The organism is Nocardioides sp. Root1257 (assembly GCF_001425175.1).
In the GTDB taxonomy this organism is placed as follows: domain Bacteria; phylum Actinomycetota; class Actinomycetes; order Propionibacteriales; family Nocardioidaceae; genus Nocardioides.
Window position 1 is genome coordinate 374,704 of the sequence record NZ_LMDV01000008.1, and the last position, 15,305, is coordinate 390,008.

The window sequence follows — 15,305 nt, forward strand, 5'->3', positions numbered from 1 at the left end:
CGTGCCGTCCGCGCGAGCTTCTGTCACGCCGCCGCAGATCGGCCCGCTCCGCTTCGGTGACCTGGAGTCGGCGACCTCGGCCGACCTGGTGAGGAACGCGGACCTCGAGGGTGCTCGCTACGACGACGTCGTCGTGTCCCAGCTCGACCTGTCCGGCGCGCGGCTCGACCACGTGCAGGTCGTCGGCCTGTCCGCTGACGAGGCGGACCTCCGGGGCGGACGCCTGATCGAGGTGGAGCTGGACCGGGTCGACCTCACGGTCGTCCGGGCCGCCCGCAGCGACTGGCGAGACGTCCGCGTGACGGGTCGGATCGGCTCGTTCGAGGCCTACGAGGCGCAGTGGAGGTCGGTGCACTTCGTCGGCTGCAAGCTGAGCTTCGTCAACCTCCGCGGCGCGGGGCTCCTGGACGTGGCCTTCACCGACTGCATCATCGAGGAGCTCGACCTGCTGAGCGCGGTGGTGCGTCGGGTCGGGCTGACCGACACCCGGGTGGGACACCTGAGTGTTCGCGACAGCGAGCTCCAGGACCTCGACCTCCGCGGGGCGACCCTCGCGTCCATCGACGGCGTCCTGCACCTGCGGGGCGCCACGATCAGCCCCGGACAGCTCGACGTGCTCGCTCCCGTGATGGCCGAGAGCCTCGGCCTCAACATCGAGGCCTAGAACTTCAGGTGGTGGCTCAGGTCGCCCGTCTGGTCGACGAACATGGTGCGGCTGTCGAACCACCACGAGCCGTCTATCCGGTGGAACGTGTCGTGGTAGTGCCCGGTGATGATGACCTGCAGCGGTAGCGCGTCGGTCGCCTGCGTGACCAGGTAGCTGGTCCGGGCGGTGGCCGTCCCAGCCGCCTCGTCGACCTGGATCCGGGCGTTCGTCGTGAGGTGCTTGGTCTTCGGCGTCCCGGTGTCGTCGTAGATCCGGGTGGCCATGCCGTACAGGCGGCGTACGCCGTCGCGGCCCTCGAAGACGGTCTCCGGCGGCCCGTCCTCCTGGCCGAGGATCCGCCCGTGGGCGAAGAGGTCGGCGACGCCGTCGAGGTCGCCGGCGTCGATACGCTCGGCGTACTCGTAGAGAAGGTTCTCGATGTCGCGCGCGCTGTCGACCACCGCGACAGCATAGGTTCGCGCCATGCCCGGCGCGTGGGAACTCGAGAGCGTGCTCGCCGATGCACGTCGCAAAGAGGGACTCGACGACGTCGGGCCCGGCCCGTTCGAGGAGCCGCTCGGCGTCCTCCTCGAGGCGTACGCCGGCGCCGGGCTGAACGAGACGGGCGCTCACCTGCTGCGTGGCGGCATCGTGCACAGCCTGCGGGTGCGGCTGCGCGCGCAGGAGTGGTTCCGGCGCCGTCCCGAGATCGCGGACGAGCAGGTGGCCGACCCGGTCGTCGTGGTCGGCATGATGCGCAGCGGCACGACCCTCCTGCAACGGCTGCTCGCCGCCGACGAGCGGTTCCGCTGCGCGCGCGGGTGGGAGGTCGTCGAGGCGGCGCCGCCGCTCGACCTCGACTGGGGGGCCGAGGACCCGCGCATCGCCAAGGCCCTGGCGCGCGAGGAGCAGTCGCGGCAATGGGTGCCCGAGCTCTACGCGATCCACCCGATGTACGCGCTCGAGGCCGAGGAGGAGATCGTCTTCCTGGCCGACGCGTTCCTCTCCCACGTGCCCGAGTCCGGCGCGCACGTGCCGGCGTACCGCTCCTGGATCGACACACAGGACTTCGCCCCGGCCTACGATCACCTCCACAGGATGCTCCAGCTGCTCCAGTGGCAGCAGCGACAGCGCGGGGTCGAGGCCGAGCGCTGGGTGCTCAAGACGCCCGCGCACCTGGGGTACCTGGACGACCTGCGCACGAGGTTCCCCGGCCTGCACGTCGTGCACCTGCACCGCGACCCGGTCGAGACGATCGCGTCGGGCGCCAGCCTCAACGCGACCCTGCACGCGATGCATGCCGACACCGTCGACCTGCACCGGGTCGGCGCGGAGTGGATCGAGCGGATGGGGTGGACCAACGACCGGGCTCTCGCCAGCCGTGCGGCGTGGGGGGACGACCCGGGGCTCGTCACCGATCTCGGGTTCGCGGACGCCGTCGCCGACCCGATCGGCCAGGTCGCCCGGGTGTACGACGCGATCGGGCTGGAGCTGACCGCCCACGCCGAGCTCGCCATGCGCGACTGGTTGCAGCGGCGTCCGCGCGAGACGGGCCGCCCCGATTACACCCCCGAGACCTACGGGCTCACCGCCGACCGGATCCGGGACCGCTTCGCCTGAGGCGTGCCCTCGCCTGTCCCCATCGGAGTCGGTGACCGTCGCGACGCCTCTGCGCCACCACACGTTCACGGACGGCTGCAATGATCCCCGCCGGTCGGACATGAGGGAGACATGAGGTCGATCCGGGGCGTCCCACTGGTGGCCGCACTGTCGCTGACGGTGTGGCTCGTCGTGGTGCTCGCCCTCGTCCACCCGACCTTCGTCGACGTCCGCGTCTACCGCGCCGAGGGACGGGCGCTGCTCGACGGTCTCGGCCTCTACGGACCGCTCGCGGGCATCAGCAGCGTCAACACGTACCCGCCGTTCGCCGCCCTGGTGTTCGTGCCGACGGCGTGGGTGTCGCTGGCGTCCGTCGAGGCGGCCTCGGTCGTCGTCAACCTGGTGCTGCTCGTCGTCGTCTCGCGCCTGTCGCTGCGCCTCGTCGGCGGACCGGTCACGGCCTCGGCTGCACTCCTGCTGGCGGCCGTCGCACTGTGGAGCGAGCCGGTCACGACGACGCTGCTCTACGGCCAGGTCAACCTCGCGCTCCTGGCGCTCGTGCTCTGGGACGCGACCCGTCCGGCGGAGTCGCGACTACGGGGCATCGGGTTCGGCCTCGCGGCCGCGATCAAGGTGACCCCGGCGCTGCTGGTCGTCTACCTCCTGCTCACCGGTCGGCTCCGGGCCGCGGCCGTCGCGACGGCGACGTTCGCGGCGACGCTCGCGGTGTCGGCGCTCGTCGACGCGAACGCGACCTGGGCCTACTGGACCCGTCACCTCTTCGACGTGAGCCGAATGGGTCGGCTCGAGAACTCCGTCAACCAGTCGGTGCGCGGCTGGCTCGTCCGGGCCCACCATGCCCGCGACCTGCCCCCGCTCGAGCTGCTGCCCGTGCTCCTCGTCCTGGTCGCCGGGCTCGCCTGCGCCGTGCTCGCGCACCGTCGCCTCGGCGACGCCTGGGGGCTGCCAGCCGCGGCGGTGACCGGCCTGCTCGTCTCGCCGATCTCGTGGAGCCACCACTGGGTGTGGTGCGTCCCGATCCTGGCGTTGCTGTGGTGCCAGGCCGGGGCCTGGGTGCTGCCGACCCTGCTGGTCTTCTGGTCGCACGCCGTGTGGCTGGTGCCCCACGGCGACGCGGTCGAGCTGCACCTGACCGCGCCCGAGCTGATGGGCTCGGGGTGCTATGTCGTCTTCGGGATCGGCTTCCTCGCACTCAGCCTTTTCCAGCTCAGAGCCGTAGCCTCGGCGCGTGCCGTCCCACTCTCCGTTGCCGACCCGCCACGGGTTGAGCGCCGCGTGGGTGCGGACGCCTGATCGCGACCGGGCCGGGTCCTGGTCGACGATGGGTCCGTGGCTGCGCGATCGGCTCGGCCCGCGCGTCGACGTGGCGAGGCTCCTGGCGGAGGAGCGCTTCGTCTACGACGACCTGAGGGTGGTGCGTGAGGACGACCCCTTCGTCCTGCACACGTTCGTCTGGTTCCACCGCGACCTGCCCGACGAGGTCGAGGTGCCCGGGGACCTGCCGATCCTGCACCGCGACGAGCGGCTGGTGGTCGTCGACAAGCCGGCCTTCCTGTCCACGATCCCGCGCGGCGAGCACGTCCTGCAGAGCGTCGTGGTGCGGCTGCGCGCCGAGCTCGGGCTGCCCGAGCTGTCGTCGCTGCACCGCCTCGACCGGGTGACGTCCGGGGTGCTGATGCTGGCCACCGAGCGCCGGTGGCGCGGGCGCTACCAGGTGCTGTTCGAGCACGGCGCCGTCCGCAAGACCTACCGTGCGCTGGCACCGTGGCGTGACGACCTGACCTTCCCGGTCACCGTCCGCAACCACATCGCCAAGGAGCGCGGCGCCTGGCTGGCCGAGGTCGTGCCCGGCGCGCCGGTCAACGCGGAGACCGAGATCGACGTCGACTCCCGCGAGGGCGACCTCGCCGTCTACCGGCTGCTGCCGCGCACCGGCCGGACCCACCAGCTGCGGCTGCACCTGCATGGCCTCGGCATCCCGATCGTCGACGATCCGCTCTATCCCGAGGTGCGCGACATCGCCCTCGACGACTTCAGCCGGCCGCTGCAGCTGCTCGCCAGCGAGCTCGCGTTCACCGACCCCGTCGACGGCTCCGAGCGCCACTTCACCAGCGCCCGGCGCTTCCCGCTCTAGAGCGCCGGCCGAACCTGCTCCAGCGCCTCCTGGGTGAGGTCGGCGAGCCCGGCGACGTCGTGCGGCCCGGGGGTCTCGGTCCACACGGCGAGAGCTGCGAACACGGCGCCGGCCACGACCTCGGCGCGTACGGCGGCGTCGAGCTGCGCCGCGCCGCGCTCGGCGAGGATCGCCCGCAGCTCGGTGGCCATGGCCCCCTGGCGGTCACGGAAGGTGCGCTCGATCCGCTCGGGGCTGAGCAGCTCCGTGCGCAGGCGGGCGATCTCGGTCAGCAGCTGGGGGTCGGTCGGGGCGGAGCCGAGGGAGGCGAGCACGGAGCGGATCAGGTCCTCGCCGTCGGGCCGTTCCCGCATGGCGGTGCCGAACCATGCCAGCTGGGTGACGACGTCGCCGAACAGCACCTCGTCCTTGGTCGCGAAGTGACGGTAGAAGGTGCGCTCGGTGACGCCGACCTCGGCCGCGATCGCCGGGACGCTGGCTGCTTCGAAGCCGTCGGCGACGAAGTGCCGTAGGGCAACCTCCCGCAGGGCATTGCGGGTCCGCTCCGACTTCGACACACTCGCATAATGTCAGGACTGACATTTGAGGGGAAGTCGATGACCCATCCGATCGCCACCGCCGAGCAGCACGCACACGAGCTCGCCGCGCTGGAGCTGGTCGAGCACCCGACCGTGCGGGCGGCGTACCGCGACGTCGCCGAGACCTGGCTCGGCCGAGCGAAGGCGTCCGACGCGATGCGCGCACGCTTCGAGGCGGCGTACGAGGAGGTGATGTTCTCCGCGGCGGTCTGGTCGTCCAACCAGGACCCGTTGCGGCCGAAGGTCACCACCATCACTCGGCTCGAGCACGAGGTCGACGGTCGCCGGATCCCGGGCACGCGCTGGGGGATCGACAACCCCGACACCGTCTACCGCGTCGTCCCGATCTCGGGGGACGAGCGATACGTCCTCCGCGGCCGCGTCGGTCAGCACCGGATGACCGAGAACTACTTCACGCTCTGGGACGCCGGCATGGGCACGGTCGACGTGCTCGACGGTCGCCGTATGCAGGTCGAGGACGACGGCTCCTTCACGATCACCGTCGACTCCTCGGCGGCAGACGGCCGGCCCAACCACGTGCGGTCGACGGCGGCCGCCCACGAGCTCTACGTGCGCGACGTGCTGCTCGACTGGGGCCGCGACGACCCGAACGCGTTCACGGTCGAGCGGCTCGGCGGTCCGCCGACGACGCCGGCGCTCTCGCTCGACGAGCAGGCCGAGGCGACCGCGCGGATGATGGCGCACTTCGCGAACTTCACCGGCAAGCTCAGCCACGGCATGTACAAGTCGCCGGAGAACCACTTCTCCCTCGCGTGGACCGCCGACCACACCGGCGCGATGCGCCACCAGGTGTACGTCGCCGGGCGCTTCGTGCTCGCGCCGGACGAGGCCTTCGTGGTCGACGTCGGCGACGGTGGCGCTGAGTACTTCACGGTCCCGCTCTCCAACATCTGGGGCACGACGCTCGACGTGCTCGACCGCACGGGCAGCCTCAACAAGGCACAGTCGCTGGCCAACGAGGACGGCACCTACACCTACGTCGTCGCGGCGCAGGACCCCGGCGTGCACAACTGGATCGACACCGACGGGCTGCTGGAGGGGATCCTCACGCTGCGGATGGCGGAGTTCCCCGAGGGCGGCCCACGACCGGACCTCTCGGCGCGGGGCCGGGTCGTGCAGCTCGACCGCTTCGACGCCGAGCTGCCCGACGTGCCGCGGGTGACGGCCGACGAGCGAGCGACCCAGCTCGCCGAGCGGCGTACGGCGTACCTGCGCCGCCTCCCGGAGGTGACGGCATGAGCCGCTGGCTGGTCACCGGCTGCTCCACCGGCCTCGGCCGCGAGATCGCCCGCGCGGCCCTGGACGCCGGCCACCGGGTCGTCGTCTCCGCGCGCCGGGTCCGGGACGTCGAGGACTTCGTGTCGACGTACGGCGAGGCCGCCCGCGCCGTCCCCCTCGACGTCACCGACCGGGCGCAGATCGACGCCGCCGTCGCCGCGGCGCACGACGCGTTCGGCGGCATCGACGTGCTGGTCAACAACGCCGGCTACGGCTACCTGTCGGCGGTCGAAGAGGGCGACGACGCCGAGGTACGCCGGCTCTTCGACACCAACTACTTCGGGGTCGTCGACACCCTCAAGGCGGTGCTCCCGGGCATGCGCGCGCAGGGCAGCGGCCACGTCGTCAACATCTCTTCGATGACGGGGCTGGTGGCCAACCCGCCCAACGCCTACTACTCGTCGACGAAGTTCGCGCTCGAGGCGCTGACCGAGGCGCTGGCCAAGGAGGTCGGCCCCCTGGGCATCAAGGTCACCGCCATCGAGCCGGGCGCCTTCCGCACCGACTGGGCCAAACGCTCCATGCACCAGGCGTCCGCGCCGATCGAGGCGTACGCCGCGGACGTCGGCGCGCGCAAGGAGCTGATCCGGGCGTTCGCCGACCACCTGCCCGGCGACCCGCGGAAGGTCGGGGAGGCGGTCGTCATGGTGACCACGCTCGACGACCCGCCCCTGCGGCTGCTGCTCGGGCGCGACGTGCTCAAGGCCGCTCGCGACAAGCTCACCGACATGAGCGCCTCGATCGACGCGTGGGAGCACGTGACGGTGGCGACCGACCTGGAGGGCGTGTGAGCGGCCTTCCCACCGCCGCCGGGGTCCTCGACGGCATCGACCTGTCAGGCCGGACTGCCCTGGTGACCGGCGGCTACTCCGGCATCGGAACCGAGGTCGTGCGTGCCTTGGCGGGTGCCGGAGCGCACGTGCTAGCACCGGCCCGCCGGCCCGGCAAGGCCGAGGAGGTGCTGGCCGGGATCGACGGCGTCCAGGTCGGCGAGCTCGACCTCGCCGACCAGGACAGCGTCGCGACGTACGCCGACGGGGTGCTCGGCTCCGGTCGGCCGCTCGACTACGTGATCGGCAACGCGGGGGTGATGGCCTGCCCGGAGACCCGGGTGGGCCCCGCCGGTCGCGCGGAGTGGGAGCTGCAGCTCGCGACCAATCACCTCGGCCACTACGCGCTGGTCAACCGGGTCTGGCCGGCGATCGCGGCGAGCGGCCGGGTCATCAGCGTCTCGTCGACCGGCCACCACCTCTCGGACATCCGGTGGGGCGACCCATGGTTCGCGGTCGGCTACGACAAGTGGCTCGCCTACGGGCAGTCCAAGACGGCCAACGTGCTCTTCGCGGTCCACCTCGACCGGTTGGCCCGCGACCGGGGCGTGCGGGCTTTCTCGCTGCATCCCGGGGCCATCCTCACCCCGCTCGGCCGGCACCTCCAGGCGGAGGACCTGGACGCCGTGATGACGCTCGACGCCGACGGGCAGCCGCTGCTGCCGGACTTCCGCTCGCCGGAGGAGGGCGCCGCGACGGCGGTCTGGGCGGCGACCTCGCCGACGCTCGATGGCCGGGGCGGCCTCTACCTCGAGGACTGCGGGATCGCCGAGGTCGTCCCGCCGGGCCCGCAGGCGACGTCCGGCGTGAAGGACTACGCCGTCGACCCCGAGGCGGCGGCCCGGCTGTGGGCCTGGTCGGCCGAGGTCACCGGCGTCGACGCCTTCGCGTGAGTTGTCGGGCTGGCCCGACAGCGGCTGTCGGGCTGGCAGGATCGCCGGGGAGTGCCGAGATTCCTAGCGTTGATCCCATGACGGAGACCCTGACCTTGTCCACCGCGATGCCCGCCCCGACGCCGGCGGCGACGCGCCCTCACGGCGTACGCCGGGTGCTGTTCGAGAGCGGCTACGCCCTCTCGGCGTTCCCGATCGCGCTGGTCGCGTTCGTGGTCGTGATCGTCGACCTCGCGCTGGGGGTCGGCCTCGCGATCTTCATCGGCGGCATCCTGCTGATCTCGATCGGCGTGATGGTGGCGCGCGGCTTCGCCCGCTTCGAGCGGATCCGGATGCGCGGGATGCTCGGCCGGCCCGCACCGACGCCGCGCTACCTCTGCGCCCCGTCGGACGCCGGCTTCTGGCGCCGGTCGCTGACCCCGCTCAAGGACGCACAGTCGTGGCTCGACGTCGTCTGGGCCATCGTCGGCCTGGTCACCGGCACCCTCGCCTTCGCCGTCACCCTCGTCTGGTGGGCGGCCGCGGCGGCCGGGCTGACCTACTGGTTCTGGCAGCTCTTCCTGCCGGAGCGCGGCCAGGGCGACCACGAGCTCGCCTACTACCTGGGCGCCGGGGACGGCCGCACCGCGGCGAGCCTGGTCCAGTTCGCGCTCGGCCTGCTCGCGCTGGTGACGCTGCCCTGGGCCGTCCGGCTCGTCACGACGATCCACGCCAGCCTCGCCTGGGTGCTGCTCAGCAGCCGGGCCGACCTCCAGCACGAGGTCGCCCGCGTCGAGGACAGCCGCGACGCGGCTCGGGTCGCGGAGGCCGAGTCGATGCGCCGCCTCGAGCGCGACATCCACGACGGTCCGCAGCAGCGGCTGGTCCGGCTGACCATGGACCTCGGCCGCGCCAAGAAGCAGGTGGCCGACGACCCGGAGCGGGCCGCCGCGACCATCGACGACGCCCTGGCCCAGGCCCGAGAGACCGTGGCCGAGCTGCGCTCGCTGAGCCGGGGCATCGCCCCGCCGCTGCTGGTCGACCGCGGCCTCGCCGCTGCGCTGGAGGAGATGCTGGCGCAGAGCGTGGTCCCGGTCGAGTCCCGCATCGACGTGCCCGCGCAGCTGCCGCCGCACGTGGAGACCGCCGTCTACTTCGTGGTGGCCGAGGCACTCACCAACGTCGCCAAGCACGCCGCCGCCGCGTCGGTCACGGTCTCGGTGCTGGCGACCGAGCGCGAGGTCGAGGTGCGCGTCGAGGACGACGGCGTCGGCGGGGCCCACCCGGCCAAGGGACTCGGCCTCGCCGGCCTGCGGCAGCGGCTCGCCGCGGTCGACGGCACCCTGGAGATCACCTCCCCGGAGTGGCACGGCACCGTCGTGGACGCGAGGATCCCCCTGTGAGGTCGGTGCTGTGAGGGTGGTGATCGCGGACGACTCGCTGCTGCTCCGTGAGGGGCTCCAGCTGCTGCTCGCCGAGGCCGGCCACGAGGTGGTCGGCTCGGTGGCGGACGGGCCGGCGTTCATCGCGGCGATGCTCGCCGAGCGACCCGCGCTCGGCGTCGTCGACGTGCGGATGCCGCCCAGCCACACCGACGAGGGCCTGCGGGCCGCCGTCGACGTACGACGCAGCTGGCCGGAGGCGCGGCTGCTGGTGCTCTCGCAGTACGTCGAGGTCTCCTACGCCGACGACCTGCTCGCCGCCGGCGACGGCGGCGTCGGCTACCTGCTCAAGGACCGGGTCAGCGACCTCGACGACTTCCTCGGCGCCGTGCAGACCGTCGCGGCCGGCGGCACCGTGCTCGACCCGATGGTCGTGCGCCAGCTGATGGGCCGGCACCGCGACCCGCTCGCCGACCTCACCCCGCGCGAGCGCGAGGTGCTCTCCCTGATGGCGGAGGGCCGGTCCAACGCGGCGATCGCCGACGCGCTGTCGGTGTCGCTGGGCGGGGTGGAGAAGCACACCCAGCGGATCTTCGCGAAGCTCGGCCTCTCGCCCGACGACGACTCCGCGCACCGCCGGGTGTCGGCAGTGCTGGCCTTCCTGCGCGGCTAGCCCGGGAACGTCACGCCGACCTGGGCGCGCACGTCGTCCATCTGTCGCAGCAGCGTCAGCGTCTGCGCGTGTGGCACCTGCGGGCTCTCGCGCAGGCCGGCGCGCAGGCAGCGGCCGACCTCGGCGATCTCGTTGCCGTAGCCCTGACCGATCACCGGCTCCTCGCCGAGCACCTCGACCGGCGTGCCGGGCTCGACGACCCAGCTGCCCGGACCCTCGACGTACGGCGTGAAGACGGCCTTGCTCGGGTGGTGGAAGTCGTCGAACTGGATCCGCCCCTGGTCGGTGGCGATCTCGGCACGGCGCGAGGAGTAGGACGTCATCGAGGCCGTCATCGTCGCGAGCGCGCCACCGGGGTAGCGGCCGACGACGGCGACGTCGAGGTCGATCCCGCGGTCGGAGAGGTCGGCGGTCGCGGTCAGCTGCTCGGCCTCGCCGAGCAGGAGGTGCGCGATCGTCAGCGGGTAGATGCCCATGTCGAGCAGGGCGGAGGCGCCCAGCGCGGGGTCGAGCATCCGGTCGTCCGGACCCGCGTCGACGCGGAAGCCGAGCTCGGCGTGCAGGTGCCGCGGTCGGCCGAACTCGCCCGCCGCCAGCCGCGTCCGCAGCTCCCGGACCACCGGGTGGCAGGCCGTCCACATGGCCTCCATCAGGAACCGGTCGTGCTCGCCGGCCAGCCGCACCATCTCCTCCGCGTCCCCGGTGTCCAGGGTCAGCGGCTTCTCGCAGAGCACGTGCTTGCCGGCCTCGAAGCAGAGCCGGGCGTTGTCGAGGTGGAAGGCGTGCGGTGTCGCGACGTAGATGACGTCGACGTCCGGGTCGGCCACCAGCTCCTCGTAGGAGCCGTACGCCGCGGTGCCGCTCCCGTCAGCGCCGTGCTCGGCGGCGAAGGACTGCGCGCTCTCGAGCCGGCGCGAGCCGACCGCGACGAGCCGGGCGTCCGGCACCAGCGCGAGGTCGCGGGCGAAGGTCTGGGCGATCTTGCCGGTGGCCAGGATGCCCCAGCGGATCTCGTCACTCATGGGGCCGACCCTACTGATGGCGACTCGCCGCCCGGTCGAATCACATCGATGTGGTTCGACGCCTATAGTGACTGGTATGGATGCCGCGAACGCGCTCACCGGTGAGGCGGGCGACGCCACTCCGGGTCTCAGTGCGCGCGACGCCGAGATCCTCGAGTTCGAGCGGCAGTGGTGGAAGTACGCCGGCGCCAAGGAGACCGCGGTCCGCGAGAAGTTCGACATGTCGTCGACGCGCTACTACCAGGTCCTCAACGCCCTGATCGACCGCCCCGAGGCCCTCGAGGCGGACCCGCTGCTGGTCCGCCGCCTGCGCCGCCTGCGGGCGGCCCGCCAGCGGCAGCGCTCCGCGCGACGACTCGGCTTCGAGGTCTGAGATGGCCCGCAACCAGAGGGGAGCGGTCTTCCCGTCCCCGGTCGTGATCCTCAGCGTCATCGCGGTCGCGATGGCCGGCGTCGCGTTCGTCGCGACCCGCGGCTCCGAGCCGACCGAGCGCGAGGTCACCACGGTCGTCAAGGAGCAGCCGAGCGAGACCCCGTCCGCGACGTACAGCCCGAGCGCGAAGCCCAAGCCCAAGCCGACCGTCCAGCGCGGCAAGGTCTACGTCGAGGTCTACAACAACTCCGGCATCACCGGGCTCGCGGGACAGGTCGCCGACCGCGCCTCCGACATCGGCTGGAAGGTCGTCGGGTCGGACAACTGGTACGGCACGATCCCGGGCACCACGGTCTACTACCCGCAGCGGCTCAAGGCGGCGGCGAAGAAGTTGGCGCTCGACCTCGGCATCCAGCGCACCGCGCTCGCGGTCGACCCGATGCGACGCGACCGGCTGACGCTGATCCTGACCGCCGAGCTCGACTGAGCAGTTCGCCACATTTCGGCGTCCGGTGGGCCGCACCCGACGCCGTGATGGTTGGGTGGAGCCATGGAGTTCACCTCCCCCGACGGGGAGCGGCGCTACGCCGAGCTGGTGCGGGTCGCGAGTCGGGCCGTCGTCGGCCTGGACTTCGACGGCACGCTGTCGCCCATCGTCGACGACCCCGAGAGGGCGCACATCCACGACGACGCCTCCGACGTGCTCGTCGACCTCGCTCGTGAGGTGGCCGCGGTCGCGGTGATCACCGGTCGCCCGGCGCGCCAGGTCCTCGACCTCGGTGGTCTCGAGGAGGTGGGCGACGCCCTCGCGAACGCCGACGCCGACCTCTACGTCTTCGGCCAGTACGGCAACGAGCGCTGGTCCTCGCACCAGCGCCGGATCCTGTCGCCGCGACCGCCGCGTGGCCTCGCGTCGTTCGAGCGCGAGCTGACCGGCGTGCTGCGCCGCGCCGACGCCGCCGACGCCTGGGTGGAGGACAAGGGCCTCGCCGTCGCGGTCCACACCCGCCGGCTGCCCGACGCCGACGCGGCCTTCCAGCGGCTGCTGCCGCTCATCCGCGACCTGGCCAAGAGCAACGAGCTGATCACGGAGCCGGGCCGCAACGTCATCGAGGTGCGGTCGTCGGGCATGCACAAGGGGTTCGCCGTCCGGACCCTCGTCGAGGAGCTCGACGCCGGCGGGTTCCTCTTCGCCGGCGACGACCTCGGCGACATGGAGGCCTTCGAGGCGGTCGCCGAGCTCCGCGACGGCGGCATGCCCACCCTCCTCGTCTGCTCGGCCTCGTCCGAGGAGAGCGCCCTCGTCCCGCTCTCCGACGTGGTCGTCAAGGGCCCCGACGGCGTCCTCGAGCTGCTCCGCCGGCTGACGGCGGACGCGCGCGCGGCGGGGTAGTCCCTGACGGAATGGTCCTCCGGCAGGCCGTTCCAGGGCCAGAACGTCAGGGACTATCCCGACGGTGTTCGCCCTGAGTGAACTGGAGCCGCTCTCCGGAACACTGGGCCACTCCCGGAAGTTGAGTCGCTATCACTCAATCTTCCAGAGGGAGGGCGTTCGCATGACCGCCACCAGGCTTCCCGTTCTTTTCGTGTCCGACCTCGTCGTGCTGCCCGGGATGGTCGTCCCGCTCGCGCTCGACGAGTCCTCCCAGGCCGCCATCGACGCGGCGCGGGCGGGCTCGGACAACCAGGTCCTCGTCGCCCCGCGGCTCGAGGACCGCTACGCGTCGTACGGCGTGATCGCGACCGTCGACCGCGTCGGCCGCTTCAGCGGCGGTTCCCCGGCCGCCGTGCTCAAGGCCGGCAGTCGCGGCCGGATCGGCTCGGGCGTCACCGGCCCCGGCGCGGCCCTGTGGGTCGAGGTCGAGCCCGTCGACGACGTCGTCAGCGACCACGCTCGCGAGCTGGCGGAGGAGTACAAGCGGCTCGTCGTCGCCGTGCTCCAGCGCCGCGAGGCGTGGCAGGTCATCGACCAGGTGCACCAGATGTCCGACCCGTCCGCGATCGCGGACGCGGCCGGCTACGCGCCGTACCTCTCCATCGACCGCAAGCGCGAGCTGCTCGAGAACCCCGACGTCGAGTCGCGCCTCGAGACGCTCATCGCCTGGACCCGCGAGCACCTCGCCGAGTCCGAGCTCACCGACAAGATCGGCGAGGACGTCCGCGACGGCATGGAGAAGCAGCAGCGGGAGTACCTGCTGCGCCAGCAGCTCGCCGCGATCCGCAAGGAGCTGGGCGAGGGCGAGCCCGAGGGTGCGGAGGACTACCGCACCCGCGTCGAGGCCGCCGACCTGCCCGAGGCGGTCCGCGAGGCCGCGCTCAAGGAGGTCGACAAGCTCGAGCGCTCCAGCGAGCAGAACCCCGAGGCCGCGTGGATCCGCACCTGGCTCGACACCGTGCTCGAGCTGCCGTGGGGCGTCACGACCGAGGACGTCAACGACGTCACGGCCGCCCGCGCGATCCTCGACGCCGACCACCACGGCCTCGACGAGGTCAAGGAGCGGATCGTCGAGTACCTCGCCGTCCGTGCGCGCCGCGCCGAGCGCGGCCTCCAGGTCGTCGGCGGCCGGGGCTCCGGCGCCGTGGTCCTGCTCGCGGGGCCTCCCGGCGTCGGCAAGACCTCGCTCGGCGAGTCCGTCGCGCGCTCGCTCGGCCGGAAGTTCGTCCGGGTCGCCCTCGGTGGCGTCCGTGACGAGGCCGAGATCCGCGGGCACCGGCGCACGTACGTCGGCGCACTGCCCGGCCGGATCGTGCGGGCCATCAAGGAGTCCGGCTCGATGAACCCGGTCGTGCTGCTCGACGAGGTCGACAAGGTCGGCTCCGACTACCGGGGCGACCCGGCCGCCGCGCTGCTCGAGGTGCTCGACCCGGCGCAGAACCACACGTTCCGCGACCACTACCTCGAGCTCGACCTGGACCTCTCCGACGTGCTCTTCATCGCCACCGCCAACGTGGTCGAGCAGATCCCGTCGGCGCTGCTGGACCGCATGGAGCTGGTCACCCTCGACGGCTACACCGAGGACGACAAGGTCGCCATCGCCCGCGACTTCCTGCTCCCGCGCCAGCTCGAGCGGGCCGCGCTGACCGACGACGAGGTCTCGGTCACCGACGCCGCGCTGCGCGAGATGGCCGCCAACTACACCCGCGAGGCCGGCGTACGCCAGATGGAGCGGCTGCTCGCCAAGGCGCTGCGCAAGGCCGCGACCCGGCTGGCGACGGGGGCCGAGCGCGTCGACATCGACGAGCCGGACCTCAAGGACCTCATCGGGCGTCCGCGGTTCACCCCGGAGGCGCACGAGCGTACGTCGGTCCCCGGTGTCGCGACCGGCCTTGCGGTGACCGGCCTGGGCGGCGACGTGCTCTTCATCGAGGCGTCGGCCTCCGAGGGCAAGGCCGGTCTCACGCTGACCGGCCAGCTCGGCGACGTGATGAAGGAGTCGGCGCAGATCGCGCTGTCGTTCGTCCGGGCGCACGCGGTCGAGCTCGGCGTGGAGCAGTCGTTCTTCGAGAAGGCGATCCACGTGCACGTGCCGGCCGGCGCGACCCCCAAGGACGGGCCGTCCGCGGGCATCACGATGGTCACGGCGCTGACGTCGCTGGCCACCGGCCGCCCGGTGCGCTCCGAGGTCGGCATGACCGGCGAGGTCACCCTCAACGGCCGGGTGCTGCCGATCGGCGGGCTGAAGCAGAAGCTGCTCGCCGCCCAGCGCAACGGCCTGACCGAGGTGTTCGTGCCGCTGCGCAACGAGCCGGACCTGGACGACGTACCGGCCGATGTCCTCGAGGCGCTGACCGTGCACGTCGTCGGTGATGTCATGGACGTCGTACGCGGTGCGCTCGAGGCGGCCCGGGAGACGGCCACCGCCGCGGCCTGACGCC

General features: G+C 72.4%; 16 protein-coding genes. 13 read left to right on the plus strand and 3 right to left on the minus strand.

What is annotated here, in order from left to right:
* The first annotated feature begins 1 nt into the window (after position 1).
* Positions 2 to 664, plus strand: coding sequence for a pentapeptide repeat-containing protein (locus tag ASC77_RS09880; RefSeq protein ID WP_056151571.1), 663 nt, complete (start codon positions 2 to 4; stop codon positions 662 to 664).
* Here the strand turns inward: ASC77_RS09880 and ASC77_RS09885 are convergent.
* A complete protein-coding gene (locus tag ASC77_RS09885) occupies positions 661 to 1,107 on the minus strand; it encodes a nuclear transport factor 2 family protein (protein WP_056151576.1) in 447 nt (148 codons plus the stop codon). The two genes, ASC77_RS09880 and ASC77_RS09885, sit on opposite strands and share 4 nt — an antisense overlap.
* 22 nt (positions 1,108 to 1,129) lie before the next feature.
* Here ASC77_RS09885 and ASC77_RS09890 point away from each other — a divergent pair, with 22 nt between their 5' ends.
* From ASC77_RS09890 to ASC77_RS09905, 3 genes are all read left to right on the plus strand, one after another.
* Positions 1,130 to 2,266 carry a sulfotransferase family protein gene (locus ASC77_RS09890; protein WP_056151578.1) on the plus strand — a complete coding sequence of 379 codons (1,137 nt, stop codon included), beginning with the start codon at positions 1,130 to 1,132 and terminating at the stop codon, positions 2,264 to 2,266.
* A 111-nt stretch (positions 2,267 to 2,377) separates the two neighbouring features.
* Positions 2,378 to 3,559: a glycosyltransferase 87 family protein gene (locus ASC77_RS26130; protein ID WP_082574619.1), complete on the plus strand. Its 1,182-nt coding sequence runs from the start codon at positions 2,378 to 2,380 to the stop codon at positions 3,557 to 3,559.
* Positions 3,560 to 3,587: 28 nt separating this feature from the next.
* Positions 3,588 to 4,400, plus strand: a complete 813-nt coding sequence (locus ASC77_RS09905; RefSeq protein WP_200944985.1) for a pseudouridine synthase — start codon at positions 3,588 to 3,590, stop codon at positions 4,398 to 4,400.
* Here the strand turns inward: ASC77_RS09905 and ASC77_RS09910 are convergent.
* A complete protein-coding gene (locus ASC77_RS09910) occupies positions 4,397 to 4,957 on the minus strand; it encodes a TetR/AcrR family transcriptional regulator (RefSeq protein ID WP_056151586.1) in 561 nt (186 codons plus the stop codon). The two genes, ASC77_RS09905 and ASC77_RS09910, sit on opposite strands and share 4 nt — an antisense overlap.
* Before the next feature lie 39 nt (positions 4,958 to 4,996).
* On the opposite strand from ASC77_RS09910, the gene ASC77_RS09915 reads away from it, so the two are divergent.
* The 5 genes from ASC77_RS09915 (at position 4,997) to ASC77_RS09935 (ending at position 10,034) form a co-directional block, all read left to right on the plus strand.
* Positions 4,997 to 6,238 (plus strand): hypothetical protein, encoded by a 1,242-nt coding sequence (locus ASC77_RS09915; RefSeq protein ID WP_056151589.1) that lies wholly within the window; start codon positions 4,997 to 4,999, stop codon positions 6,236 to 6,238.
* Positions 6,235 to 7,068, plus strand: a complete 834-nt coding sequence (locus ASC77_RS09920) for an oxidoreductase (RefSeq protein WP_056151594.1) — start codon at positions 6,235 to 6,237, stop codon at positions 7,066 to 7,068. Before ASC77_RS09915 ends, ASC77_RS09920 begins: the two co-directional genes overlap by 4 nt.
* Positions 7,065 to 8,000: an oxidoreductase gene (locus tag ASC77_RS09925; protein WP_056151597.1), complete on the plus strand. Its 936-nt coding sequence runs from the start codon at positions 7,065 to 7,067 to the stop codon at positions 7,998 to 8,000. Before ASC77_RS09920 ends, ASC77_RS09925 begins: the two co-directional genes overlap by 4 nt.
* Before the next feature lie 77 nt (positions 8,001 to 8,077).
* Positions 8,078 to 9,382, plus strand: a complete 1,305-nt coding sequence (locus ASC77_RS09930; protein ID WP_082574620.1) for a sensor histidine kinase — start codon at positions 8,078 to 8,080, stop codon at positions 9,380 to 9,382.
* Positions 9,383 to 9,392: 10 nt separating this feature from the next.
* Complete coding sequence (locus ASC77_RS09935) at positions 9,393 to 10,034, plus strand: LuxR C-terminal-related transcriptional regulator (RefSeq protein ID WP_056151600.1); 642 nt, start codon at positions 9,393 to 9,395, stop codon at positions 10,032 to 10,034.
* Here the strand turns inward: ASC77_RS09935 and ASC77_RS09940 are convergent.
* Positions 10,031 to 11,056 (minus strand): Gfo/Idh/MocA family protein, encoded by a 1,026-nt coding sequence (locus ASC77_RS09940; protein ID WP_056151604.1) that lies wholly within the window; start codon positions 11,054 to 11,056, stop codon positions 10,031 to 10,033. The genes ASC77_RS09935 and ASC77_RS09940 overlap by 4 nt on opposite strands.
* A gap of 76 nt (positions 11,057 to 11,132) precedes the next feature.
* Here ASC77_RS09940 and ASC77_RS09945 point away from each other — a divergent pair, with 76 nt between their 5' ends.
* The 4 genes from ASC77_RS09945 to lon all read left to right on the plus strand — a co-directional run bounded on the left by ASC77_RS09945 (position 11,133) and on the right by lon (position 15,301).
* The gene (locus ASC77_RS09945; protein WP_056151607.1) at positions 11,133 to 11,429 is read left to right on the plus strand and encodes a DUF3263 domain-containing protein; all 297 of its coding nucleotides are present in this window, start codon (positions 11,133 to 11,135) and stop codon (positions 11,427 to 11,429) included.
* 1 nt (position 11,430) lies between these two features.
* A complete protein-coding gene (locus ASC77_RS09950) occupies positions 11,431 to 11,916 on the plus strand; it encodes a LytR C-terminal domain-containing protein (RefSeq protein WP_056151610.1) in 486 nt (161 codons plus the stop codon).
* 63 nt (positions 11,917 to 11,979) lie between these two features.
* Positions 11,980 to 12,822, plus strand: a complete 843-nt coding sequence (gene otsB / locus ASC77_RS09955) for a trehalose-phosphatase (RefSeq protein WP_056151613.1) — start codon at positions 11,980 to 11,982, stop codon at positions 12,820 to 12,822.
* Positions 12,823 to 12,985: 163 nt separating this feature from the next.
* Positions 12,986 to 15,301 carry an endopeptidase La gene (gene lon, locus ASC77_RS09960; RefSeq protein WP_056151616.1) on the plus strand — a complete coding sequence of 772 codons (2,316 nt, stop codon included), beginning with the start codon at positions 12,986 to 12,988 and terminating at the stop codon, positions 15,299 to 15,301.
* Positions 15,302 to 15,305 lie beyond the last annotated feature (4 nt).

Bases quoted from the DNA above. Each gene is read 5' to 3' on its own strand.
- ASC77_RS09930 (WP_082574620.1), top strand. From the start codon at position 8,078: ATGACGGAGACCCTGACCTTGTCCACCGCGATGCCCGCCCCGACGCCG.
- ASC77_RS09945 (WP_056151607.1), top strand. From the start codon at position 11,133: ATGGATGCCGCGAACGCGCTCACCGGTGAGGCGGGCGACGCCACTCCG.
- ASC77_RS09905 (WP_200944985.1), top strand. From the start codon at position 3,588: ATGGGTCCGTGGCTGCGCGATCGGCTCGGCCCGCGCGTCGACGTGGCG.
- ASC77_RS26130 (WP_082574619.1), top strand. From the start codon at position 2,378: ATGAGGTCGATCCGGGGCGTCCCACTGGTGGCCGCACTGTCGCTGACG.
- ASC77_RS09890 (WP_056151578.1), top strand. From the start codon at position 1,130: ATGCCCGGCGCGTGGGAACTCGAGAGCGTGCTCGCCGATGCACGTCGC.
- lon (WP_056151616.1), top strand. From the start codon at position 12,986: ATGACCGCCACCAGGCTTCCCGTTCTTTTCGTGTCCGACCTCGTCGTG.
- ASC77_RS09915 (WP_056151589.1), top strand. From the start codon at position 4,997: ATGACCCATCCGATCGCCACCGCCGAGCAGCACGCACACGAGCTCGCC.
- ASC77_RS09940 (WP_056151604.1), bottom strand. From the start codon at position 11,056: ATGAGTGACGAGATCCGCTGGGGCATCCTGGCCACCGGCAAGATCGCC.
- otsB (WP_056151613.1), top strand. From the start codon at position 11,980: ATGGAGTTCACCTCCCCCGACGGGGAGCGGCGCTACGCCGAGCTGGTG.
- ASC77_RS09920 (WP_056151594.1), top strand. From the start codon at position 6,235: ATGAGCCGCTGGCTGGTCACCGGCTGCTCCACCGGCCTCGGCCGCGAG.
- ASC77_RS09950 (WP_056151610.1), top strand. From the start codon at position 11,431: ATGGCCCGCAACCAGAGGGGAGCGGTCTTCCCGTCCCCGGTCGTGATC.